At 71.0% G+C, this 22,948-nt stretch carries 21 protein-coding genes and 1 riboswitch; of the genes, 4 read left to right on the forward strand and 17 right to left on the reverse strand.

Annotated elements, in window-relative coordinates; translation table 11 throughout:
- Positions 1-3 precede the first annotated feature (3 nt).
- From ACY0PA_RS13270 to ACY0PA_RS13295, 6 genes are all read right to left on the reverse strand, one after another.
- The gene (locus tag ACY0PA_RS13270; protein WP_473084806.1) at positions 4-762 is read right to left on the reverse strand and encodes an endonuclease/exonuclease/phosphatase family protein; all 759 of its coding nucleotides are present in this window, start codon (positions 760-762) and stop codon (positions 4-6) included.
- 75 nt (positions 763-837) lie between these two features.
- Complete coding sequence (locus ACY0PA_RS13275) at positions 838-1,791, reverse strand: ROK family glucokinase (RefSeq protein WP_473084807.1); 954 nt, start codon at positions 1,789-1,791, stop codon at positions 838-840.
- Positions 1,792-1,844: 53 nt separating this feature from the next.
- A complete protein-coding gene (locus ACY0PA_RS13280; RefSeq protein ID WP_473084808.1) occupies positions 1,845-2,330 on the reverse strand; it encodes a DUF5304 domain-containing protein in 486 nt (161 codons plus the stop codon).
- 88 nt (positions 2,331-2,418) lie between these two features.
- Positions 2,419-3,585 carry an ArsA family ATPase gene (locus ACY0PA_RS13285; protein ID WP_473084809.1) on the reverse strand — a complete coding sequence of 389 codons (1,167 nt, stop codon included), beginning with the start codon at positions 3,583-3,585 and terminating at the stop codon, positions 2,419-2,421.
- 85 nt (positions 3,586-3,670) lie between these two features.
- Positions 3,671-4,105, reverse strand: coding sequence for an SRPBCC family protein (locus ACY0PA_RS13290; protein ID WP_100592176.1), 435 nt, complete (start codon positions 4,103-4,105; stop codon positions 3,671-3,673).
- An 80-nt stretch (positions 4,106-4,185) separates the two neighbouring features.
- A complete protein-coding gene (locus tag ACY0PA_RS13295) occupies positions 4,186-4,947 on the reverse strand; it encodes a metallophosphoesterase family protein (protein ID WP_473084810.1) in 762 nt (253 codons plus the stop codon).
- A 309-nt stretch (positions 4,948-5,256) separates the two neighbouring features.
- Here ACY0PA_RS13295 and ACY0PA_RS13300 point away from each other — a divergent pair, with 309 nt between their 5' ends.
- On the forward strand, positions 5,257-7,053 hold the full coding sequence (locus tag ACY0PA_RS13300) for an AMP-dependent synthetase/ligase (protein ID WP_473084811.1): 1,797 nt from the start codon (positions 5,257-5,259) through the stop codon (positions 7,051-7,053).
- A 106-nt stretch (positions 7,054-7,159) separates the two neighbouring features.
- Here ACY0PA_RS13300 and ACY0PA_RS13305 read toward each other — a convergent pair whose 3' ends face one another.
- On the reverse strand, positions 7,160-8,302 hold the full coding sequence (locus ACY0PA_RS13305) for a glycosyltransferase family 4 protein (protein WP_473084812.1): 1,143 nt from the start codon (positions 8,300-8,302) through the stop codon (positions 7,160-7,162).
- Positions 8,303-8,380: 78 nt separating this feature from the next.
- Here ACY0PA_RS13305 and ACY0PA_RS13310 point away from each other — a divergent pair, with 78 nt between their 5' ends.
- Complete coding sequence (locus ACY0PA_RS13310; protein ID WP_473084813.1) at positions 8,381-9,619, forward strand: glycosyltransferase 87 family protein; 1,239 nt, start codon at positions 8,381-8,383, stop codon at positions 9,617-9,619.
- A 13-nt stretch (positions 9,620-9,632) separates the two neighbouring features.
- On the opposite strand, the gene ACY0PA_RS13315 is transcribed toward ACY0PA_RS13310, so the two are convergent.
- The 5 genes from ACY0PA_RS13315 to ACY0PA_RS13335 all read right to left on the reverse strand — a co-directional run bounded on the left by ACY0PA_RS13315 (position 9,633) and on the right by ACY0PA_RS13335 (position 15,134).
- Positions 9,633-10,841, reverse strand: a complete 1,209-nt coding sequence (locus ACY0PA_RS13315; RefSeq protein WP_473084814.1) for a hypothetical protein — start codon at positions 10,839-10,841, stop codon at positions 9,633-9,635.
- A 51-nt stretch (positions 10,842-10,892) separates the two neighbouring features.
- On the reverse strand, positions 10,893-11,936 hold the full coding sequence (locus ACY0PA_RS13320; RefSeq protein WP_473084815.1) for a C40 family peptidase: 1,044 nt from the start codon (positions 11,934-11,936) through the stop codon (positions 10,893-10,895).
- Between the two features lie 217 nt (positions 11,937-12,153).
- Positions 12,154-13,185: a C40 family peptidase gene (locus ACY0PA_RS13325; RefSeq protein ID WP_473084816.1), complete on the reverse strand. Its 1,032-nt coding sequence runs from the start codon at positions 13,183-13,185 to the stop codon at positions 12,154-12,156.
- A gap of 316 nt (positions 13,186-13,501) precedes the next feature.
- Positions 13,502-14,851 (reverse strand): NYN domain-containing protein, encoded by a 1,350-nt coding sequence (locus ACY0PA_RS13330; protein ID WP_473084817.1) that lies wholly within the window; start codon positions 14,849-14,851, stop codon positions 13,502-13,504.
- A 43-nt stretch (positions 14,852-14,894) separates the two neighbouring features.
- Positions 14,895-15,134, reverse strand: a complete 240-nt coding sequence (locus ACY0PA_RS13335; RefSeq protein ID WP_100592168.1) for a hypothetical protein — start codon at positions 15,132-15,134, stop codon at positions 14,895-14,897.
- Between the two features lie 156 nt (positions 15,135-15,290).
- Here ACY0PA_RS13335 and ACY0PA_RS13340 point away from each other — a divergent pair, with 156 nt between their 5' ends.
- Together ACY0PA_RS13340 and ACY0PA_RS13345 are read left to right on the forward strand one after the other, a co-directional pair.
- Entirely contained in the window at positions 15,291-16,046 is a 756-nt protein-coding gene (locus tag ACY0PA_RS13340) for a rhomboid family intramembrane serine protease (RefSeq protein ID WP_473084818.1), read from the forward strand.
- Positions 16,047-16,086: 40 nt separating this feature from the next.
- Positions 16,087-16,368, forward strand: a complete 282-nt coding sequence (locus ACY0PA_RS13345) for an Lrp/AsnC family transcriptional regulator (protein ID WP_100592167.1) — start codon at positions 16,087-16,089, stop codon at positions 16,366-16,368.
- A 69-nt stretch (positions 16,369-16,437) separates the two neighbouring features.
- Here the strand turns inward: ACY0PA_RS13345 and ACY0PA_RS13350 are convergent, their stop codons facing one another.
- The 5 genes from ACY0PA_RS13350 to qcrC all read right to left on the reverse strand — a co-directional run bounded on the left by ACY0PA_RS13350 (position 16,438) and on the right by qcrC (position 22,932).
- Positions 16,438-17,811, reverse strand: a complete 1,374-nt coding sequence (locus ACY0PA_RS13350) for an aminotransferase class V-fold PLP-dependent enzyme (RefSeq protein WP_473084819.1) — start codon at positions 17,809-17,811, stop codon at positions 16,438-16,440.
- 164 nt (positions 17,812-17,975) lie between these two features.
- A riboswitch (SAM riboswitch) is annotated at positions 17,976-18,092 on the reverse strand.
- 113 nt (positions 18,093-18,205) lie between these two features.
- A complete protein-coding gene (gene trpD, locus ACY0PA_RS13355) occupies positions 18,206-19,270 on the reverse strand; it encodes an anthranilate phosphoribosyltransferase (protein ID WP_473084820.1) in 1,065 nt (354 codons plus the stop codon).
- A gap of 163 nt (positions 19,271-19,433) precedes the next feature.
- On the reverse strand, positions 19,434-21,071 hold the full coding sequence (qcrB, locus tag ACY0PA_RS13360; RefSeq protein ID WP_473084821.1) for a cytochrome bc1 complex cytochrome b subunit: 1,638 nt from the start codon (positions 21,069-21,071) through the stop codon (positions 19,434-19,436).
- The gene (gene qcrA, locus ACY0PA_RS13365; protein ID WP_473084822.1) at positions 21,068-22,126 is read right to left on the reverse strand and encodes a cytochrome bc1 complex Rieske iron-sulfur subunit; all 1,059 of its coding nucleotides are present in this window, start codon (positions 22,124-22,126) and stop codon (positions 21,068-21,070) included. The genes qcrB and qcrA overlap by 4 nt, the downstream gene beginning before the upstream one ends.
- Positions 22,123-22,932, reverse strand: a complete 810-nt coding sequence (qcrC, locus tag ACY0PA_RS13370; RefSeq protein WP_473084823.1) for a cytochrome bc1 complex diheme cytochrome c subunit — start codon at positions 22,930-22,932, stop codon at positions 22,123-22,125. Before qcrC ends, qcrA begins: the two co-directional genes overlap by 4 nt.
- Positions 22,933-22,948: the final 16 nt, after the last annotated feature.

Genomic DNA, 22,948 nt, shown 5'->3' on the forward strand with positions numbered 1-22,948 from the left:
GCGTCAGCCCCGGGCGGCGGGAACCCTGAGGGCGGCCAGGACCGGGAGATGGTCCGTGGCCGCCCTCAGGTCGTCCTCGCGCACCCCCGGCATGCCCACCGGGACCCCGCAGCCGAGGACCTCGACGCCCTGTGTCGCGAGGATCGCGTCGATGCGCTGATGCGGGTCGGACGGCGTCGAGGTGTACTCGCCGAGCCACGGCTTCGTGGCCCAGGCGTCCTGGAGTGCCTCGGCGAGACGTCGGAACGTGCGGCCGCCGGGGCGTTCGTTGAGGTCACCGCCCGCGACGGCGTGCTCGACACCGAGCGCCGCGAGCCGGTCGAGGAGCATCCCGCCCTGCGCGTACCTCTCGTCCTTCTGCAGGCTCAGATGGCAGCTCAGTACGCCGATCCTGGCGCCGCCGAAGCGGACGACGGCGGTCGCGAAGCCACGCCGGTGCAGTCCGGGGGTGAGGGGCAGCAGGACGTCCTCGGTGCGTTCGACGGTGGCGCGCAGGGAGCAGAGCAGCGCCGGGCCCGCCGCACTCGCGCCGCCCGAGAGGACCACCAGGTCCGAGGCGGCCGCGAGCCGGGCGAGCTTCTTGCGCCAGCGGAAGAACCGGGGCGCCTCCTGGATCAGGACCAGGTCGGGGGCGCAGGCCGCGATGACGCGGGCGAGCGCGGCGGTGTCGTCGCGCATCGAGCGGATGTTGTAGCTGAGCACCCGGACGACGGCCGAACCGTCGGGTTCGGTGCGGGAGTTGGGGAGCGATCCGGTGACCATGACGATCAAGATACGACGAACGCCCGCCGTTTCTCCGGGGAAACGGCGGGCGCTCGGTGGCTGAAGCAGCCGGTCTCACATGATCGGGTCGGGCTCCCGTGCCAGGTCCGCCGCTCCGACCATGCCCGCCTTGTTGCCGAGCTGGGCCGCGATGACGTCCGCCACGGGGCGCCAGTTGCCGCCGACCAGCCAGCGCTTGTAGGACTTGCGGATCGGGTCGAGGACGAGCTCGCCCTCGTCCGAGAGTCCGCCGCCGACGATGAACGCCGACGGGTCGAAGAGCGAGGCCAGGTCGGCGAGGCCGGCTCCGGCCCAGCGGGCCAGCTCGCGGTAGGAGTCCACCGCCACCGGGTCGCCCTGGCGCGCGGCGACCGAGATGTGCTTGCCCTCGATGCCGTCCGGGGTGCCGTTGCCCAGCGCGAGCAGGATCTCCGCGTTCTCCGGGGTCGCGTTGGCGCGCTGCTTGGCGTAGCGGACGAGCGCGCGGCCGGAGGCGTACTGCTCCCAGCAGCCCTGGCTGCCGCAGCCGCACAGGAGGCCGTCCGGCACCATCCGGATGTGGCCGAACTCGGCGGCCACGCCGAAGTGGCCGCGGCGCAGCTTGTTGCCGATGATGATGCCGCCGCCGAGGCCGGTGCCGAGCGTGATGCAGATGACGTTCCGGTGGCCCTTGCCCGCGCCGAACTTGTATTCGCCCCAGGCCGCCGCGTTCGCGTCGTTCTCGACGACGACCGGCAGGCCGACCCGCTTCTCGACCTCTTCCTTCAGCGGTTCCTGGCGCCAGTCGATGTTGGGCGCGAAGTAGACCGTGGAGCGCTGGCGGTTGACGTATCCGGCGGCGCCGATGCCCACGCCGACGATCTCGTGTCCTGCCCGTGCGCCCTCGACGGCCGAGGCGATCGCGTCAACGATGGCCTCGGACGTGCTGGGAGTCGGCACCTTGAACGTCGAGAGGATGTTGCCTTCCTCGTCGACCACGCCGGCCGCGATCTTTGTGCCGCCGATGTCGACGCCGATGGTGAGTCCCATGAATCCCTCAGTTCGGTCGAGCCCCGCTACGGCCCACCGTACCCGAGCGGCTCTCAGTCGAGGTCGATGTGTTCACCTTTTGAAGGCCCCTCGGGGCCCTCGTCACGGGGGTCCGTGTCGTCCGCGGCGGCCCGTCCGGCCTGGGCGCCCGATGATCGCTGGGTCCAGCGCTGCTCCTGGCGCTCCACGGCGGAGCGGTAGGCGGCGAGCAGTTCGTTGCCCGCGGCGGCGAGGTGGTCGAAGACCTCGGGGTTGCGTTCGACGACCGGCTCGACGGCCGCCTTCGCCTGCTTGACGACCTCGCTGACGACCAGCTGCGCGGTGCCCTGGGCGACCGCGCCGAGAAGCGGCGACTGGAGCCCTGACAGCTTTTCGGCGACGGCGTCGACGAGCTTGCGCAGCTCCTCGGCGGCCGAGCCGGGCGGGGGCCCGTGCTGGGCACGGCGGCGGGCCTTCTCCTCAGCGAGGTCCTCGGCGCACGCCTTCTCCCAGGCGTCGGCGTCGGCCTCGGGTGCGGGCTGCTCGGTGGCGTCGCTCATGACGGCTGACTCCTGCGAGAACGTATATGGGTGAGTGCGTACCAGGTGGGTGCGTACCTTCGACGTTACCCGAACGGCGGTAGTCGGTTCACCGTCCCCGCGGCCACAGGCCGGGGTCGGGAGTGAACCGGATGCGCAGGACGCCGTCGCGCAGGCCTGCACCGGCGACGGTGCAGCGGCGCAGCGCCGACGGCAGGGCGACGATGCGTCGCAGCGGTCCGGCGGTGACGACGAGTTCGTCGCCGCGCCGCACCAGACCGAGGTCCTCCCGGACGGCGCCCGGCAGCGGCAGGTGCCACACGAGGACGCCCTCGTCGGCGATGCGGTCCTCGACGGGCCAGGCGAGGGCGGGCGGCGCGGGCGGGACCGGCGGTGCGCCGAGCGCGGCCAGGTCGTCGGCGCCGCGCGGGTCACGGCCCAGATGCGGCAGTTCATGCACGTCGTACGTGCCCTGCCAGGCGGCGACGACCTTGCGCTGGCGGGCGGCGGCGTCGGTGAGCCACGGGTCGGTGGAGCCGTCGGGGAGCAGGCGGGAGGCGAGCAGCGCGTCGGCGCGCAGGCCGTGCAGCGCAAGGGCGGTGGTCGTGGTGAGCAGGACGTCGGCCGCGGTGGGCGTGGGTTCGGCGACGAGGCGCACGGTGGTGTGCGGGTCCTCGATCACGGCCTGGACGGCGGCGAGTTCGGTGTCCCAGCGGTCCGCTGTCTCGTACAGCCACTCCGCGGGCATGGGGACGCCGGCGAGGCGGCCGAGGAGGGGGCGCAGGGCGCGGGCGGCCTGCCGTTCCGGGGGGAGCAGCCGGCGCAGATAGCGGCGCAGCTGTTCCGGCAGGGCGAGCAGGGCGAGGGCCTGCGGCGCCGGGGGGAGGTCGACGACGACGAGGTCGTAGGGACCGTGGGCGCTGTCGCGCAGGGCGCGGAGCAGGGCCAGTTCGTGGCTGCCGGGCAGCGGGGTGAGTTCCTCGGCGTCGAGCCGGGTGGCGCCCAGGAGGTCGAGGGCGGACGCGGCCTTTTCCTGGAGGCCGGCGAGGTCCTCGCGGAAGCGGTCCGCCGGGGCGAGACGTATCGCGGTGAGACCGGGTTCGACGGACGTCGGCGCCGCGCTCGTGGGGGTGGCGAGGGCGGCCCCGAGCGTGTCCGTAGGGTCCGCCGAGAGCACGAGGGTGCGGGCTCCGCGGCGGGCGGCGGAGAGGGCCGTGGCCGCGGCGGCGGTGGTCCGGCCGGAGCCGCCGGGGCCGGTTACCAGAACGGTGCGCATGGGGTGTGAGGCTACCTGGGGCGCAGGTCGCCCCCGGCAGGCCGCCGGACCAAGTCGGCGGGCCGCCGGACGCGGGTACGGGAAGCTACTTCGTCTCCACGCGCTTCTTCAGGCCGGCGAGGGCGCGGTCGATGATGACCTTCTCGGCCTTGCGCTTGATCATGCCGAGCATGGGGATCTTGACATCGACCGTGAGGCGGTAGGTGACCTCGGTGCCCGTGCCGGCCGGCTTGAGGAGGTACGTGCCGTCGAGGGAGCGCAGCATCTGGGACTTGACCAGGGTCCAGGAGACCTCGTTGTCCCCGGTCCAGGTGTAGGCCAGGGTCTGGTCGTCCTTGATCGCTCCGGCGTCCATGACGAGTCGCACCTGCTCGGCGCGGCCCGCGCCGTCCTTGGCGAGGACCTCGGCCTCCTTCACCTCTCCCGTCCAGTCGGGGTAGCGGGCGAAGTCGGCGATCACCCCCATGACATCGGCCGGTGCCGCCTCGATCGTGATGCTCGAGCTGGTGTGTTCCGCCATCGCGGTGGCTCCTCCAGATGCGGTCCGCTGAGGGGTGGTGTGTATCGCGTGAAGGCTACCGCGCACCGGCGGCGGCCCTGTCACCACTCCAGGGCCCAGGGCCTGCCCGACCCCGCGAAGTGGCCGACATTGACGCACTCCGTCGCCCCGATCCGCATACGGCGGGCGAGCGGCTGGTGAACGTGGCCGAACAGGGAGTACCGGGGGCGGGTACGCAGGATCGCCTCCCGGAGGGCACGGCTGCCGCGCTCGAAGCGGCGGGCGACGGTGTCGTAGACGAGTTCGGGGACGTCCGGCGGGATGTGCGTGCACAGCACGTCGACCTCCCCGACGGCCTCGAGCTTGGCGGCGTACTCCTCGTCGCTGATCTCGTACGGGGTACGCATGGCGCTGCGCAGTCCGCCGCCGACGAAGCCGAAGACGAGGCCGCCGATCTCGACGCGCTCGCCGTCGAGGACGGTCGTGCCTGGTCCGGCGTACTCGGACCACAGGTGCGGGATGTCGACGTTGCCGTAGGTGGCGTACGTCGGCGTGGGGAACACCGAGAAGAGCTCGGCGTACTGCTTGCGGACCGCCGTCTCGATGGCGGTCCCGCGATCGATCCCGGCCCACAGCCCGGCTCCGAACGTACGTGCCTCCTCGAAGCGGCGGGCGGTGCGCAGTTCGACGATGCGGTGCGCGTTCTCCACACCGAACAGTTCGGGGAAGATGCCGCGCGAATGATCTGCGTAGTCGAGGAAGAGCACCAGGTCACCGAGGCAGACGACAGCATCCGCCCCGTCTCCCGCCCGGGCGAGGTCTGTGGAGTTTCCGTGCACATCGCTGACCACATGTACGCGCATGCGATCACCCTAGAACTGTGTGGGAATCGTGGGTAGAGGGGGCCGGACCTGCGGTTACTTCCTATTGGCCGATTCGGTGGACTAGGGTCGGCGGAGCAGTTACACGGCGTGTGACGCAGCGAACATCTGGCCTGGACCCCCTACCGGAAAAGCAGTACCGGTGGGTAACGTCCGGGCAGTCCAGTAGTGCTCAGCATTTCAACCACTGGGGCTACCACTGCTTCAGCAGCTGAGCACCTGCCCGATCTTGGACCGCATCGTCGACTCACACAATGCCGTGGCGCCGGTGCCCTATGAGGAGCAGCAGTCTTGCGCGAGTTCAGCCTTCCGGCCCTGTACGAGGTCCCCGCGGACGGCAATCTGACCGACATCGTCCGCAGAAACGCCGCGCAGCACCCCGACGTCGCCGTCATCGCCCGCAAGGTGAACGGCACCTGGCAGGACGTCACTGCCACCACCTTCCTCGCGGAGGTGCGGTCCGCCGCCAAGGGCCTGATCGCCTCCGGCGTGCAGCCGGGCGACCGGGTCGGCCTGATGTCCCGTACCCGTTACGAGTGGACGCTCCTCGACTTCGCGATCTGGAGCGCCGGCGCGATCACCGTCCCGGTGTACGAGACCAGCTCCGCCGAGCAGATCCAGTGGATCCTCGGCGACTCCGGCGCCGTGGCCTGCGTGGTCGAGAGCGCCGCGCACGAGGCCACCGTCGAGTCCGTGCGCGACGGCCTCCCCGGCCTCACCCACGTCTGGCAGATCGACGCCGGCGGTGTCCAGGAGCTGGACCGCGCGGGCGCCGAGGTCTCCGACGTGACCGTCGACGAGCGCAGCGCGGTCGCTAAAGCCGACGACCCGGCGACGATCGTCTACACCTCGGGCACCACGGGCCGCCCCAAGGGCTGTGTCCTCACGCACCGCAGCTTCTTCGCCGAGTGCGGGAACGTGGTCGAGCGCCTCAAGCCCCTGTTCCGTACGGGCGAGTGCTCAGTGCTGCTCTTCCTGCCCGTCGCGCACGTCTTCGGCCGCCTGGTCGAGGTCGCCTCGCTGATGGCCCCGATCAAGCTGGGCCACGCCCCCGACATCAAGCACCTCACCGATGAACTGGCCGCGTTCCGGCCGACGTTGATCCTGGGTGTGCCGCGCGTCTTCGAGAAGGTCTACAACTCGGCGCGCGCCAAGGCGCAGGCCGACGGCAAGGGCAAGATCTTCGACAAGGCGGCCGACACGGCCATCGAGTACAGCCGCGCCCTGGACACCCCCAAGGGCCCGTCCATCGGTCTGAAGCTGAAGTACAAGACGTTCGACAAGCTCGTCTACTCGAAGCTGCGCGCCGTCCTCGGCGGCCGCGGCGAGTACGCGATCTCCGGCGGCGCCCCGCTCGGCGAGCGCCTCGGCCACTTCTTCCGCGGTATCGGCTTCACGGTCCTGGAGGGCTACGGCCTGACCGAGTCCTGCGCCGCCACCGCCTTCAACCCGTGGGACCGGCAGAAGATCGGCACGGTCGGCCAGCCGCTGCCCGGTTCCGTGGTCCGGATCGCCGACGACGGCGAGGTGCTGCTGCATGGCGAGCACCTGTTCTCGGGCTACTGGAACAACGAGGCCGCGACCGAGGAGGCGCTGGCCGACGGCTGGTTCCACACGGGCGACATCGGCACGCTCGACGAGGACGGCTACCTCCGGATCACCGGCCGCAAGAAGGAGATCATCGTGACGGCGGGCGGCAAGAACGTCGCCCCGGCCGTCATCGAGGACCGCATCCGTGCGCACGCCCTGGTCGCCGAGTGCATGGTCGTCGGCGACGGGCGCCCCTTCGTCGGCGCGCTCGTCACGGTCGACGACGAGTTCCTCGGCCGCTGGGCCGCCGAGCACGGCAAGCCGGCCGACTCGACGGCGGTGTCGCTGCGGGACGACGCGGATCTCCTCGCGGCGATCCAGGCGGCCGTGGACGACGGCAACGCGGCGGTCTCCAAGGCGGAGTCGGTCCGCAAGTTCCGTATCCTGCCGATCCAGTTCACGGAGGAGTCGGGTCACCTGACGCCGTCCCTCAAGCTGAAGCGCAACGTAGTGGCGAAGGACTACGCGGACGAAATCGAGGCGCTTTACCAGGGCTGAGCCTTGCGGGGCCGAGCTTGCGGGGCTGAGCCCCCGCACCCCGCGCCCCTTGTCCTCGAACGCCGGACGGGCTGGATGGATCATCCAGCCCGTCCGGCGTTCGGCGTCACAGCAGTCCGCGCAGCTTCTCCGCCAGCAGATCCCACCGCCACCGCTCCTCGACCCACTCACGCCCCCGCTCCCCCATGCGCCGCCGCAACTCCGCGTCGCCGAGCAGCGCCACGATCCGGTCCGCGGCCTCCTCCGCCGAACCTCCCCTGACGACCCAGCCCGTCTCCCCGTCGAGCACCGCGTCCGGCGCCCCGCCGGAGTCGCCCGCCACGACCGGCAGGCCCGTTGCCGACGCCTCCAGGTAGACGATGCCGAGGCCCTCGACGTCGAGGCCGCCGCGCCGGGTCCGGCACGGCATGGCGAACACGTCGCCCGCCCCGTAGTGCGCGGGCAGCTCCGACCACGGCACGGCCCCCGTGAAGCGCACCGAGTCGGTGACACCCGTCTCCGCGGCGAGCCCCCGCAGCTCCTTCTCGTACGGGCCACCGCCCACGACGAGCAGTACCGCGTCCGGGACGGCCGCCAGGATCCGCGGCATCGCGAGGATCAGCGTGTCCTGCCCCTTGCGCGGCACGAGACGCGAGACGCACACGACGACGGGCCGGTCCGTCAGTCCGAGCCGCGCCCGCACGAGGTCGCCGCCGGAGCCGGGGTGGAACGTCTTCTCGTCCACACCCGGCGGCAGCTGCACCATCCGCCCCGCCGCGGCGGGCGTCAGCGCGGCGGCTATCCGCGACCGCGTGTACTCGCCGAGATACGTGAGCGTGTCCGTCGACTCACCGATGCGGCGCAGGAGCCCGCGCGAAGCGGGCAGTTGCGCCCAGCCGGCCTCGTGCCCGTGGGTGGTGGCCACCAGGCGCCGGGCGCCGGCCTTGCGCAGCGCCGGTGCCATCAGGCCGAGCGGGGCGGCCGCGCCGAACCACACGGACGTACAGCCGTGCTCCTTGAGCAGGCCCACCGCGCGCCGGGTGACGCGGGGCGTCGGCAGCAGCATCGTCGTACGGTCGCGGACGACGGTGAAGGGCTGCTCGGCGTCGAAGGCGGCGGTCGCCTCGACGCCCTCGCGGGTGCGCTTCCAGGTGGAGGCGTAGACGACGAGCTGCTCGGGGTCCAGGCGGAGCGCCATGTTGTGCAGGAACGCCTGGATGCCACCGGGCCTGGGCGGGAAGTCGTTGGTCACGATCAGGGTCTTGTGCATCGTCGCCGACAGTACCTAACGCGCCGGTGGGCCGTGCTTCATGGCCCCTGCACAGCTCTGCCCGGCATCATGGCCCGAATGATGCCGAGAATCCCGGTTCCTGCGGTGCTGGTGTGGGCCGCGACCCGGGCGCTGCTCCTCCTGTGTGTCCTGAAGGTGATCACGGTCCCGGGGCCGGAGGTGACGACCGACGTCTCCGTCATCTACCGCAGCTGGTACGGGATCCTGCGCACGGGCACGTTCCCGCTGGACGACGTCACCTGGCAGTACCCGCCCGCCGCCGCGGGCGCGATCCTCTCCCCCGCCCTCCTGCCGTTCCTGTCCTACGCCACCGCGTTCTTCGTGCTCGCCCTCGTCGCCGATGCGCTCACCTTCGGACTCCTCGTGTGCGCGGGCGGGCGGCCCGGCAGGTCGTGGCGCGGGGCGTGGGTGTGGGTGGCGGGCGTGCCGCTGCTCGGTCCGACCGCGTATGCCCGCTACGACGTCATGGTCACTGCGGTCGCGGTGGCGGCGCTGCTGGCCGGGGCCCGGCATCCGCGCATCATGGGGGTGCTCACGGGGCTCGGCGCGCTGCTGAAGGTGTGGCCCGTGCTCCTGCTGCTCGGGACCCGCCGCGGGCGCGTCACGCGGGTCTCCTGGGGCAGCGCGGCCCTCACGGCCGGCGCCCTGTTCGTCGCCTTCGCGGCGGCGATGCCGGGTGCGCTCGACTTCGTCACCTCCCAGCGCGACCGCGGCACGGAGGTCGAGTCGCTCGGCGCGCTGGTGTTCCATGTGGCGCGGCAGTTCGGCTGGCCGGGCTCCGTCGGGCTGCACTACGGCTCGATGGAGTTCCTCGGCCCCTACGTGGACGTCGTGAGCGTGGTCGCGCAGGGGCTGACGCTGCTCGCGTTCGGCTGGCTCCTGATGTGGCGGCTGCGGGCGCGGGCCTGGGCGCCGGGCACGCTCGCGGACGCGGCGTTCGTGGCGGTGCTGCTGTTCACGACGACGAGCCGGATGATCAGCCCCCAGTACATGCTGTGGCTGACCGGCCTGGCCGCGGTGTCGACGCTGTTCTCCGCGAGCCGCATGACGCCGCCCGCCTGCCTGGTCCTGGCGGCGTCCCTCGTGACGTTCCTGGAGTTCCCGCTCGGGTTCGCCCACGTCGTGGGCGGCGACGGACTCGGCCTCGCCCTGATCCTCGTACGCAACGGCCTGCTGGTCACCGCGTCACTGACCGCCGCACAGCGCCTGTGGAGCCGGACGGTCACGGAGCCGCACCTGAGCCAGCAGCCGCCGTCGCCACAGCCGACCCGCGACGAGACCCTGCTGGCCTCGTGAATCCTCTCGTCGGTCAGCCCAGCTGTGCCCTCAGATAGTCCCGCCACTGCGCCGTGAACTTCTCCTCCGTCGTGCCGAGCACGCTCGCCATCGCCTCCTCGACCGCCCCGGTCCGCCGCTTGTGCTTCCCCACCGCGCGATAGAAGTCGTTCAGCTTCGCCTCGCCCCAGCGGTCGGCGATCATCCGGCAGGCCAGCCACCCGCCCTCGTACGCCTGCGCGAGCCGCCCCGCGTCGCCGGTGAACCCGAAGTCGGGGTCGGTGGGGAGCGCGGCCGGCAGCCGGCCGAGCCGCACCGCGCGCTCCAGTTCCGGCGCGGCCTGCCCCGCGGAGCGCCCGGTGCCGCGGTAGCCGACCCAGTCCGCGTACCCCTCGGACAGCCACAGCGGAGTGGCCCCCGACGTCGCCGCGCGGCTGGCGACATGGGTCGTCTCGTGCGTGAGGACGACCTGCTTGCCGAAGGAGCCGAGCACGCCGTAGGCGTCGGGGTTCACGATGATCCGGTCGGCCGGCGTCCGCCCCGGCGCGCCCGCCTCGCCGGTGGTCACCGCGGCGATCCCCCGGTACCCGGCGGCGGGGGTCCCGAGCAGCGCGCCCATGCCGTCCAGGGACTTCGGGACGAGGACGACGACCCGCTGGGCCCAGCCGGTCCCCCAGGCGTCGCTCACGGCGGGCACGGCCCCGTCGGCGAGGTCCGCGTAGTCGCGCAGCGCGCCGTGGGACCTGCCGACACCGAGGACGAGACTGTGCGCGCCCTTCTCGACGACGACCCTGCCCTGTTCCCAGAGCTGCTCGCCGGCCTTCGGGGCGGGCCGGTCGGAGGTCACGTACCAGCGTCCCTCGCGCAGTTCGAGCTCGAGGGAGCGCGCGGAGACGACGGGGGCGCTGTCGTAGCCCTCGATCCGGTAGCGCAGTTCCGCGCCGGCGGTGGCGTGGCTGCCCGAGCGTTTCAGGCGGGTGAGCCGGTACGTCCAGGAGGTCAGCGGGACGTCGGCGAGGTTCGTCAGAACCGCGGCGTCCGCGCTGCCGGTGGCCCGGTACGCGGCCGAATCCCGGACGAGGACGGCATCGGCCCTGCGGTCGAGCGTGTGCTGCACATCGCCCCGAAACGTGTCCCGCGCCGCGCCCCCGCCACAGCCGACGAGCCCGGCGAGCAGGGCGGCCACGGACAGCAGGACGACGCACGCACCCGCTCCACCCGCACCACGCCGACGACCAGACATCCTCCCGATCGTACGGCGCCTCCCGCGCCGGGCCCCACCGGCCGCAACCGCTCAGACCCGTGTCACGGACGACACGGGCATCATGCCCACCGGGTCGTAACGCACGGGCGCACCGGGATAGGGGGCGTGGATGACCTGGCCGTTGCCCACATAAATCCCGATGTGACTGGCGTCCGAGCGGTAGGCGACGAGGTCGCCGGGCCGCGCCTCGGAGAGGGGGACCTGCCGTCCCGCGTACCGCTGGGCCTGCGAGGTGCGCGGCAGGCCCACGCCCGCGCGCGCGTACGACCACTGCATGAGGCCCGAACAGTCGAACCCGGAGGGCCCGTTGGCGCCCCATACATACGGCTTGCCGACCGCGGACATCGCGGCGGCGACCGCCGCGGCGGCCCGGCCGGACGCCGGGACGCCCGCGCCCGACAGGCCGGGGACGCCGTCGCGTTCGCCACCGCGCGAGGCGCGCTCGTAGGCCTCACGCTGCGAGGCGGGCAGGGAGTCGAGCAGGCGGCCGGCCTTGGCGAGCTTGTCCTCGACGGTCCGCTTGTGCCGGGCGACGGCCTTGCGGGAACGCTCCAGGTCGACGAGCTTGCGGGTGGCCTCGGCGCGTTCCTGGGACAGGTCGCGCTGCGCCCGCTGCAGTTCGGTGAGTTCGCCGGCCTGGCGGGCGGTGACGCGGTTGAGGACGGACGCCTTGTCGAGATAGCCGTCGGGGTCCGACGACAGGAACAGGGCGAGGGCGGGGTCGATGCCGCCCGAGCGGTACTGGGCGCCGGCGAGCGAGCCGAGGTCGCCGCGCATGGTGTTGATGCGCTCCTGCCCGCGGGCGACGCTGTCCTGAAGGTCCCCCAGTTCGTCGCGGAGCTTGTCGGCGCGCTCGTCGGCCTTGTTGAACGCCTCGGTGGCCTGCTCGGCCTGCTCGAGGAGGCGGTCGACCTCGGCCCGGGTGCCGGACGGGCGGTCCTGCGGGGCCGCGCCCGCGGGGGCGGCGGTGAGCCCGGCGGCGGCGGTGGCCGCCACGGCCGACAGGACGTACACAGTGGAGCCGCGCGCGCTCCGGTCGAGGCCGGACTGTGCGGGACGGCGATGGGACCCCACGAGTAGCCTCTCCCCCTTCCGCTGACGAACGACCCCCAGCCGGAGAACCCGTCCGGGGGAATGCGGGGCGACAGTAGTCGTGAGGGGCGGGCGCGGCCAACGACCGCTGTGGGCGGAAAACGCGACGCCCCGCCTATGACGCAGGTCATGGGCGGGGCGTGGGGTCAGCGGGTGCTGCCGGAATTCGCCCGAACGGGCGCGTTTTCGGGCGCCGCTGTCAGCCTCCGATGCGGACGCCGAACTGGAACGAACCGACGGTGCTCATCGACTCGTAACGGACGACGGCGCCGGGGTGCGGGGCGTGCAGCACCTGGCCGTTGCCGGCGTAGAGGCCCACGTGCGCGAGGTTGTTGAAGAAGACCAGGTCGCCGGGCTTGAGCTGGCTCATGCCGATCTTCGGGCCGTCGTTCTGCTGCGTGTACGTGGTCCGGGTTATGCCCGTCCCGGCCTGTGCGTAGGACCACTGGGTGAGCCCGGAGCAGTCGTAGGAGTTGGGGCCGGTGCCGCCGGAGACGTACGGCTTGCCGAGCTGGGTGGCGGCGGCGTTCAGGGCGGCAGCGCCGCGCTTGGAGGCCGGGACCTCGTTGCCCAGGTCGACGCGGGAGGCGGCGGAGCGGCTCGCGCGGGCGTCCTCGGCGGCCATCTTCTGGCGCTCGGCGGCGGTGAGGGTGTTGAGGAGCTTCTGCGCGGCGCCGAGCTTGCTCTGGACCTGCTGCTTCTTCTTGCCGAGTTCCGTGCGGGTGTCGGCGAGGTCCTTGAGCTTGTCGGCGGCCTCCTGGCGCTCCTGCGCCAGCGCACGCTGCTTCTCCTGGATCTTCTTCAGGGCCTCGACCTGCTGACCGCTGAGCTGGTCGAGCGTGGAGGCCTTGTCCAGGAAGTCGTCCGGGTCGGCGGAGAGGAAGAGCTGGACGGAGGGGTCGATGCCGCCGGAGCGGTACTGGGCGCTGGCCATCGAACCGAGGCCGGAGCGCAGCTCGTTGAGGTCCTCCTGGCCGCGGGCGACCTTGTCCTGGAGGTCGCCGATCTCCTTCTCGAGCTTCTTCTGCTTCTCCTTGGCCCCGTTGTACCTGTCGGTGGCCTTCTCCGCCTCTTCGTAGAGCTTGTCGACCTTGGCCTTGACCTCGCTCTTGCTCGGCTTCGGCGCGGCCTGCGCGGCCTGCGACGTGAGGGCCACGGCTGCGGCGGCGGTTGCGGTGAGCACGGTCACGCGGGTGCGGCTCGGCTGCTTGGGTCGACGGTGGGACGCCACGAAGGCGAGCTCCTTCTTCCTCCAGCCGCCTACCGACACGCCGGTGGGCGGTGACCCTCTGCCGTCACTCCCGATGAGCGATCACCCGAGCGGAGGTTCGAGGCCAGACCTTAGTGACCTTCTTGTGATCAGTTCAAATCCTGACGAGAAAAAAGTCGGTCACCGAGCGCATTCTTTGCACTCAACTCACGTGCGGTAATGCTCGCTTGACACTACGTTGCGTAAACGATCCGCCAATTCGGGCATCAGGCCCAGAGGTTACGTATGAGACCTACGTTGCCTATGTGGCGAAGGGCCGGAACTGCGCGGCGATCGGTCAGCCGCGCGAGAGACGCTTCAGAAGCATCACGGAGGCGACGGGACGCGCACCCGACTTGGCGACCCCGTCGGCCACCTCGCGGTCCGTGGAGACGACCACGACGGGCCGTCCGGAGGGCTCGGCGCGCACCAGCTGGCGGATCAGCTCGTCGGCGGTGACACCCGCCTTCGAGAAGAGCACGCGCACCCCGCGCGGCGGCGCGAGCAGTACGGGCGCGGCGAGTTCGGCCCCGTCGAAGACACAGGTGACCTCGGCGCCGGTCTGCGCGGCGAGCTGGGAGAGCGAGCCGAGCAGCCTCAGGCGCTGCTTCTCCAGCGGCATCGTCGGATAGCCGGTCTTGGTGACGTTGTAGCCGTCGACCACGAGATGGGCCTGCGGCAGGGCGAGCAGCTGGTCCAGGATGGCGGGGTCGTGCTCGGACAGGGCGCGGGCCGCGATGTCCTTGGGCGACATCCGCCCGGGCTCGACGGCGTCCACGGTCTCGGCGGGGCGCACGGACACGGGCGGCAGCGCCAGTTCGCGGCGCAGCCCCTGCGCGGACTCCAGGACGGTGTCCAGCAGCAGCCGTACGCGCATGTCCTCGACGCTGCGGCCCTCGCGCGCCGCTTTACGGGAGGCCTCGAGCGCCGCCTCCGTCTCGCCGAGCCGGGCCTTGAGCCGCCGCGTCTCGCTGTCGGCGGCGGAGAGCTGTGCCTGCATCTCGGCCCGTACGGCCTCGGTCTCGCCGTGGATCTTGCGCACGGCCGCCTCGCCGCGCTTGACATCACTGAGCGCGCTGCGCAGCTTGCGGTGGAGGGATTCGGCCTCCTTCTTCGCCGACTCCAGCTCCGTGCGCAGCCGTTCGGTCTCGGACCTGGCCTGGTCGCGGGCGGCTCCGACCTCGGCGCGCAGCCGCTCCAGCTCGGCCCGCGCCTCCTCGTCGGCGCGCTCGGCGTCGGCCCGCACGGCCTCCTCGCCGGCGGCCGCGACGAGCTTCACCCAGCCGGTGGGCCGCAGCACATAGGCCGCGGCGGCCACGTCGAGGGGGTCGGCGGCGGGCGGCGGCGCCCCGGAGTCCAGGGCGCCGGCGAGCTCCGGCTGGGCCTCTCTGAGGCTTTCGCCGATGCGCTGGCGGAAGAGGGTGTCGCCCTCGAGCGCGGCGGCCATCGCATTGCCGGCGAACTTGGCGCGCCGGGTCGGGGTGAAGCGCGCGTACTGCCGCAACTGGGGCGGCAGTTCGGCGACCGTCAGCCCGCCGAAGCCGTCCGAGACGATCTGCACGACCCGGCGCCGCACGCCTTCGGGCAACGGCCGGTCGAGCACCTCAGCGGCGCCGTCCCCGGCCTCCCCGCCTGCGCTCTCCACCATCCGTCACCCCAATGTCCGTATTTTCTGGGGGTTCGGCTCCCTCTCAGGAGCCGGCACCCGGCCTGTCCACGAGTTCGACCTGGTCCACGGCGTTGCACCAGCGGCAGCGGACCGACTCGATGGTCTCACTGACCACCTCGCGCTCCTCGACCTTCGGGTCACCAGCGAGGTCGAGGTGCACGTATTCGACAACCTTCGACGAACGGGTCACGTCGAAACGCGTGAGGTTGCCGCAGAGTGTGCAGCGCCAACGGGTCTCGGCGGTCGGCAGGGGAACCGTCATCGGGGCTGTCGCCTTCTTTCGGGGTCGTACGTTTTCCGTGGTGCGTGGTGCCCGTAACCCTACGGCCTGGCGGGTACCCCCCGCGCGGGCGTCCACAGTGGGGAATCCCGGCAGGCCGTCTGGGCAGGTGTGCACCGTTACGTCATGATCTGTTGCGTGATCGACAATCGGGGTGTGACGGCGGGCAGGACGGTCAGATCGGCTGTCAGGAACCACCCGGCACCGGTGACGTACGGGCTGATCGCTCTGTGCTGCGTGGCGTTCGTGCTGTCCCCGGCCTCCGGGTTCAACCCCGTCTACGGCACGGGCGACCGGCTGCTCGCGGCTCAGAGCGACTACTTCGAGCGCTGGGGCGTGATCCCCGCCCAGCTGCTCACCGGCTCCCCACGCGCCGCGCTCACCACCGTCACGGCCCTCTTCGTCCACGGCAGCTGGCTGCACCTGCTGGGCAACATGCTCTTCCTGTACGTCTTCGGCGCGATGGTCGAAGAAGGAATGGGCCACCTCCAGTTCGCGCTCTTCTACGTGCTCTCCGGCTGCGCGGCACTGCTCGGGTACGCCCTTGCGTACGCGAGCTCGGAGCAGACCCTGGTGGGCGCCTCGGGGGCGATCTCCGCGGTGCTCGGGGCGTTCCTGTATCTCTTCCCCCGGGCGCGCGTGACGAGTCTGTTCCCGTTCCTGTTCTTCTTGCCGCTGCGGTTTCCCGCGTGGGTGGTGCTGCCGTTCTGGGTGGCGCTCCAGGGGGCGGCGGCCCGGCAGAGCAGCCAGGGGCCGGGCGTGGCCTACCTGGCGCACCTGGTCGGGTTCTCCGTCGGGTTCCTCTACGCGTGGGTGCGCTACAGAGGGAGAAAGGGGGGTGCGCGCAGCGCTTCCGGGCACGGGCGGAGGCGGGAGACGGGAGGGCTAAAGTGAAAGCAGCCCCAGCCACGGCCACCGAGGGAGACAGCCAGCCGTGATCACCGCGATCGTGCTCATCAAGACCAGCGTGGACCGGATCCCCGAGATCGCCGAGTCGATCGCCGCCCTCGACAGCGTCAGCGAGGTCTTCTCCGTGACCGGTACGTACGACCTGATCGCCATGGTGCGCGTCGCGCGCCACGACGACCTGGCGGACGTCATCCCCGGGAAGATCAGCAAGATCCCCGGCGTGGAGGCGACGGACACGCACGTCGCGTTCCGCACGTACTCACAGCACGACCTGGAGGCGGCGTTCGCGATCGGGCTCGACTCCTGATCCGGCCCGCCTGACGACCGAAGGCCGCCCCGAGGGGCGGCCTTCGTCATGTCCGGTGAGGCCGGCGGATCACACCGCCGGAACGCAACGCCCGTCCTCCGTGCGGTAGTTCCAGCGAGCGCCGTCGCGGACCAGCTCGGTGACGGCGCGGACGAAGCGCTCGACGTGCTCGTCCGGGGTGCCGGCGCCGAAGCTGACGCGGATCGCGTTGAGGGACTTCTCGCCGGGCGCGGCCTCGGGCGCCCCGCACTCCCCCTGCGACTGCGGGTCGCTGCCCAGCAGGGTGCGCACGAGGGGGTGGGCGCAGAAGAGGCCGTCGCGCACGCCGATGCCGTACTCGGCGGAGAGCGCGGCCGCGAAGTGCGAGCTGTTCCAGCCGTCGACGACGAACGAGATGACGCCGACGCGCGGGGCGTCGTCGCCGAACAGCGAGAGCACCTTCACCTCGGGCACGGCGGCGAGACCGTCGCGGACCTTGCCGATCAGGTGCTGCTCGCGGGCGACGAGCGAGTCGAAGCCCGCCTCGGTGAGCGCCTTGCAGGCGGAGGCGATGGAGTAGACGCCGATGACGTTCGGCGAACCGGCCTCGTGGCGGGCGGCGCTGTCGTGCCACTCGACGTCCACACCGCCGTCGGCACGCCGCGCGACCTTGCGGGAGGCGCCGCCGCCGGCGAGGTAGGGCTCGGAGCCCTGGAGCCAGTCGGCGCGGCCCGCGAGGACGCCGGAGCCGAAGGGGGCGTACAGCTTGTGCCCGGAGAAGGCGACCCAGTCGACGTCGAGATCCTGGATGTCGACGGGGTGGTGCGGGGCGAGCTGCGCGGCGTCGAGGACGATGCGGGCGCCGTGCGCGTGGGCCGCGGCGGCGAGCTCACGGACGGGCCACAGCTCGCCGGTGACGTTCGAGGCACCCGTGACGCACACCAGGGCGGGGCCGTAGGGGTCGCGGTCGGCGAGGGCGCGCTCCAGGGTCTGGACGGCCTCGCCGGGCGTGCGCGGCGCGTTCAGGTACGTCACCCGGGCGTCGCGCCACGGCAGGAGCGAGGCGTGGTGCTCGGTCTCGAAGACGAAGACCTCGCAGTCGGCGGGGAGCACGGCGGCGAGCAGGTTGAGCGAGTCGGTGGTCGACCGGGTGAAGATCACCTGGTCGTCCGCGCGGCAGCCGAGGAACTCGGCGACGGTCACGCGGGAGTTCTCGAAGAGGTCGGTCGACAGCTGCGACAGGTACCCGGCGCCGCGGTGCACGCTGCCGTAGTACGGCGCGTAGGCCGCCACGTCGTCCCAGACCCGCTGGAGCGCCGGGGCGCTGGCCGCGTAGTCGAGGGCTGCGTAGCTGACATCGCCCCCGGTGACGAGCGGAACGGTGACATCCCGGCCCAGAACCGGCAGGGGCCCGGAAATGTCACAGCAAAGCGACTGGTCGGCGGCAGCGGTGGAGACAGACATGGCGAACTCCCGTGAGAGACAAGCGAATTGACCGCGCCGGAGCCGATGGCTCGACGGAGCGGCAGAAAGGAAAAGAGGGTGCGAAGGTGGGGCGGAGATGCCCTATCGCATTCGCTTGCTCACGAGACTGCTCCCTTGAGGACCAGGACCCCAGGGTGTGCAGGGGTCCGCGCTTGCAGAGCACCTTGCTGTGCACTGCCTGGTCTTCACCCGGGGCACCCCGCCACGGACGGAGGGTTGCCGGACAGCGAGCCGGGGCCTAATCGCTGTCACTCATGACCTGCCGAGAAGTATGCCAGCTGATCGCTTCATCGCAACAGCGTGTCCGCATCCCGGACGGAGCGTGGTGGGCAGGCACCGGCCGGCACCTCCCCACCACTTCTGTCCTGCACGTTTACGCGTTGCTGGCCGCCACCCAGCGCTCCAGCGTCCGCTTCGCCGAGCCCGAGTCGATCGACTCCGCGGCGCGGGCCATGCCGGCCCGGAGCTGGTCGGCCAGGGAGCCTTCGCCGGGCGTGAGAGCCACGAGCGCCGCCGCCGAGTTGAGGAGGACCGCGTCCCGTACCGGGCCCCTCTCACCGTCCAGCAGGCGGCGGGCCACCTCCGCGTTGTACGACGCGTCGGCGCCCTGCAGCGCGGACACCGGCACCAGGTCGATGCCGACGTCCCGCGGGTCGAAGGCCTCCTCGCGCACCGTGCCGTCCCGGACCACCCAGATCCGCGAGGTCGCCGTCGTCGTCAGCTCGTCAAGGCCGTCGTCGCCGCGGAAGACGAGGGACGAGTGGCCGCGCTCGGCGAAGACACCGGCCACGATGGGCGCCATCCGTGCGTCGGCGACACCGACGGCCTGGGCCCGTACCTTGGCAGGGTTGGTCAGCGGACCGAGGAAGTTGAACGTCGTGCGGATGCCCAGCTGGCCGCGCGCCGCCGCCACGTGCCGCAGCGCCGGGTGGAACTTCACGGCGAAGCAGAACGTGATCCCGGCCTCCTCCGCGACCTCGGCCACGCGCTTCGGCGTCAGCTCCAGGTTCACGCCGAGCTTCTCCAGGACGTCCGAGGCGCCGGACGCCGACGAGGCGGCGCGGTTGCCGTGCTTGACGACCTTGGCGCCCGTGCCCGCGATGACGATCGCCGACATCGTGGAGATGTTGACCGTCTTGGCGCCGTCGCCACCCGTGCCGACGATGTCGACCGTGTCGCCCGGGACCTCGATCACGTTGGCGTGGTCGTACATGGACCGTACGAGGCCGGAGATCTCCTCCACGGTCTCGCCCTTGGCGCGCATGGCCACCGCGAACCCGGCGATCTGCACGTCCGTGGCCTCGCCCCGCATGATGCGGTCCATGGCCCAGGCGGTGTCGTCGGCGCTCTGGTCGCGCCCTTCGAGGAGGCCGTTCAGGAGCTGGGGCCAGGAACGGCCCGCCGCGGTATTGCCTCCTGCGGGGGTCACAGCATTCATCTGCCGCTCCTGGTTTTCCGTGTGTAAGGGAACAAGGCCACCCTATCCAGCCCGGAGAGCGGCAAAGAGCCCCGTCCAGTGCCTGGACGGGGCTCTCACCGTGGCGACCGTGGGGTCCCCCCGCTCGAGCGGAGCCGAGAGTGGGGGAGGTCAGGTCAGGTGATCAGTGGTGGCCGTGGCCGCTGGTGATCTCCTTGTACTCCTCGACAGTCGGCTTGGGGATCTGGCTCTCCTCGCCGTACATCCCGTCGGAGAGCTTGGCCCGCAGCTTCTGCGTACCGGACACCTTGCGCTCCACACCGTTCTCGTCGACCGTCGGGCCGATCTCGAGCGGCGCGTACTGCTCGTGCGCGGTGAGGGTGTGCAGGGCGTCGGGCCCGAGCGGCTCGTGGACCTCGATGAACTCACCGTGCGGCAGGCGCTTGATGAGGCCGGACTCGCGTCCGTGCAGCACCTTGTCCTTGTCGCGGCGCTGGAGGCCGAGGCAGATCCGCTTGGTGATGAGGAAGGTCAGCACGGGCACGATGAAGAACCCGATACGCACGAACCAGGTGATCGCGTTGATCGACAGGTGGAAGTGCGTGGCCCAGAGGTCGTTACCACCGCCGAGGAGCAGGACGAAGTACCAGCTGATCCAGGCGGCACCGAACGCGGTCCGGGTCGGGACGTTGCGCGGGCGGTCCAGGATGTGGTGCTCGCGCTTGTCGCCGGTGATCCAGGACTCGATGAACGGGTAGACCGCGATCACCACCAGGACCAGCGGGAAGATCATCAGCGGGACGAACACACCCAGGACGAGCGTGTGACCCCAGAGGTTGATCTCCCAGCCCGGCATGAAGCGGATCAGGCCCTCGGAGAAGCCCATGTACCAGTCGGGCTGCGCGCCGGTGGAGACCTGGTCGACCCGGTACGGGCCCATGGCCCAGATCGGGTTGACCGACGCGATCGCGGCGACGGCCGCGATGACACCGAAGACCAGGAAGAAGAAGCCACCCGCCTTGGCCATGTAGACCGGGAGCAGCGGCATGCCGACGACGTTCTTGTTCGTCTTTCCGGGGCCCGCGAACTGCGTGTGCTTGTGGTAGAAGACCAGGATCAGGTGAGCGACCACGAGACCGAGCATGATGCCCGGCAGCAGCAGGATGTGGACCGAGTAGAACCGCGCGACGAAGTCGCCGCCCGGGAACTCGCCGCCGAAGAGGAAGAACGACAGGTACGTGCCCACGATCGGCACGGACAGGACCGCGCCCTCCATGAAGCGGACACCGGTGCCGGAGAGCAGGTCGTCCGGGAGCGAGTAACCGGTGAAGCCGGTGAACATGCCGAGGACGAACAGCAGGAAGCCGAACAGCCAGTTGACCTCACGCGGCTTGCGGAACGCACCCGTGAAGAACACGCGCATCATGTGCACGAACATGCCGGCGAGGAAGATCAGCGCCGCCCAGTGGTGGATCTGCCGGATCAGCAGACCACCGCGCACCTCGAAGGAGATGTGCATGGTCGAGTTGAACGCCTCGGACATCAGCTGTCCCTGCAGCGGGACGTAGCTGCCGTGGTACTCCACCTCGTTCATCGACGGGTGGAAGAACAGCGTCAGGTACACACCCGTGAGGATGATGATGATGAAGCTGTAGAGGCAGATCTCACCGAGCATGAAGGACCAGTGGTCCGGGAAGATCTTGCGCATGTTGGCCTTGGCCAGGGAGTAGATCCCCAGGCGGCCGTCTGCCCAGTCGGCCACCCGCTCACCGGCGGGCGCCTTCTCGCGCGAGGACGCGTCGTTGGTCGGCGTAGTACTCATCCGCGCTCCCAGAAAGCAGGACCGACGGGCTCTGCGAAGTCGCCGAGCGCCTGCAGGTAGCCCTCGCCGTTCACGCCGATACGCAGCTGCGGGAGCGCGTGACCGGCGGGACCGAAGATGACGCGGGCGCCGTCGGAGAGGTCGAAGGTGGACTGGTGACAGGGGCAGAGCACGTGGTGCGTCTGCTGCTCGTACAGGGAGATCGGGCAGCCCACGTGGGTGCAGACCTTCGAGTACGCGACCACGCCCTCGTGACCCCACTCGAGCTCTTGCTTGTCCTTGATGTTCTCCGGCTGGATCCGGACCAGCATCAGGGCGGCCTTGCCCATGACCTGCTGGAAGTCCTCGTCGTGCTCCTCCACGCCCTCGGGCTTGGCGAAGGTGAGCGAGCCGACCACGATGTCCGAAGGACGCAGCGGCTCGTTCGTGTTCATGTTGACGAGGAGCTTGCCCTTCTTCCACGCGGTGTGCCGGAGCTTGTCCTCCGGCAGCGGACCGAGGTCACGGAGAAGGACGATGCCGGAGAGCGGGACCATCGCGACCGCGCCGAAGAGTGTGTTGCGGATCAGCTTGCGCCGGCCGAACTGCGACTCCTTGGCGCCCTGCTTGAAGTCCGCCAGGACCTTCGCCTTGACCTCGGGCTCGGCCGAGATCGCGTGACGGTCGTCGGCGACCTCCACGTCGGACATCAGGGTGCGGGCCCAGTGGACCGCGCCCGCGCCGATGCAGAACAGCGCCAGGCCGAGTGTCATGCCGAGCGCGAAGTTCAGCGCGCTGATGTGCCCGATCGGCCAGATGTAGACGCTCTTGTCGGCCTTGATCGTCACGAACGCGGCGATGAAGGCGACCGTGGAGAGCATCGAGAGCGTGAACAGGAAGGCGACCACGCGCTCGGAGCGCCTGGCGGCCCGCTCGTCGATGTCCTGGACCCGGTGCTCGTGGGGCGGCAGCCCGGGATCGGCGAAGGGGTCTTCCTTCACCGCGACCGAGCCGTGCGGCTGGTCGGCGTCCTGCGCGCTGGGCAGGTTCTCTTCTGGAATCTCTTGGCTACTCATGACTTCTTGGCCTTTGCGGTCCGAGCGGCGACCCAGACGGCGACGGCGACCAGCGCGCCGAGACCGAAGATCCAGGCGAACAGGCCTTCAGTGAACGGGCCGAGCCCGCCCAGCGTCAGCCCGCCGGGGCTCACGGTCTTGCCGCTGTTGACCGCATCGATGTACGCGATGATGTCCTTCTTGCTCTTCTCCGGCATCGTGGTGTCGGGGAAGGACGGCATGTTCTGCGGGCCCGTCTGCATGGCCTCGTAGATGTGCTTCGGGCTCACGCCCTCCAGCTTCGGCGCGAACTTGCCGTGTGTCAGCGCGCCGCCCTCGCCGGTGAAGTTGTGGCACTGCGCGCAGTTGGTACGGAACAGCTCGCCACCGTTGGCGATGTCCGCACCCTCCGGGCTCACCTGGTTCTTCGTCGGGACGGTCGGACCTGCACCGAGCGAGGCGACGTACGCCGCGAGCTGGTCGATCTCGGCCTGCGAGTAGATGACCTTCTTCTTCGGGATCTGCGCGCCGGGCTGCTGCGCGGGCATGCGCCCGGTGCCGACCTGGAAGTCGACGGCCGCGGCGCCCACGCCCGTCAGCGGCGGACCGTCACTGGATCCCTGACCGCCGGTGCCGTGGCAGCTGGCGCAGCCAACGGCGTAGAGCTTCTTGCCCTCGTCGATGGCGAGGGACTGGGCGGTTTCGTCGGCCTGCGCCTTGCTCGCGGGTGCGAACGCGGCGTACAGCCCCCCGGTGGCCGCCAGCGCGAGGAGTAGGACGACGACCGCCGCCAGCGGATGGCGTCGTCGTGCGGAGAGCTTTTTCACGGATTACCCCGGTGTC

The organism is Streptomyces sp. DS1-CR2 (assembly GCF_055760475.1).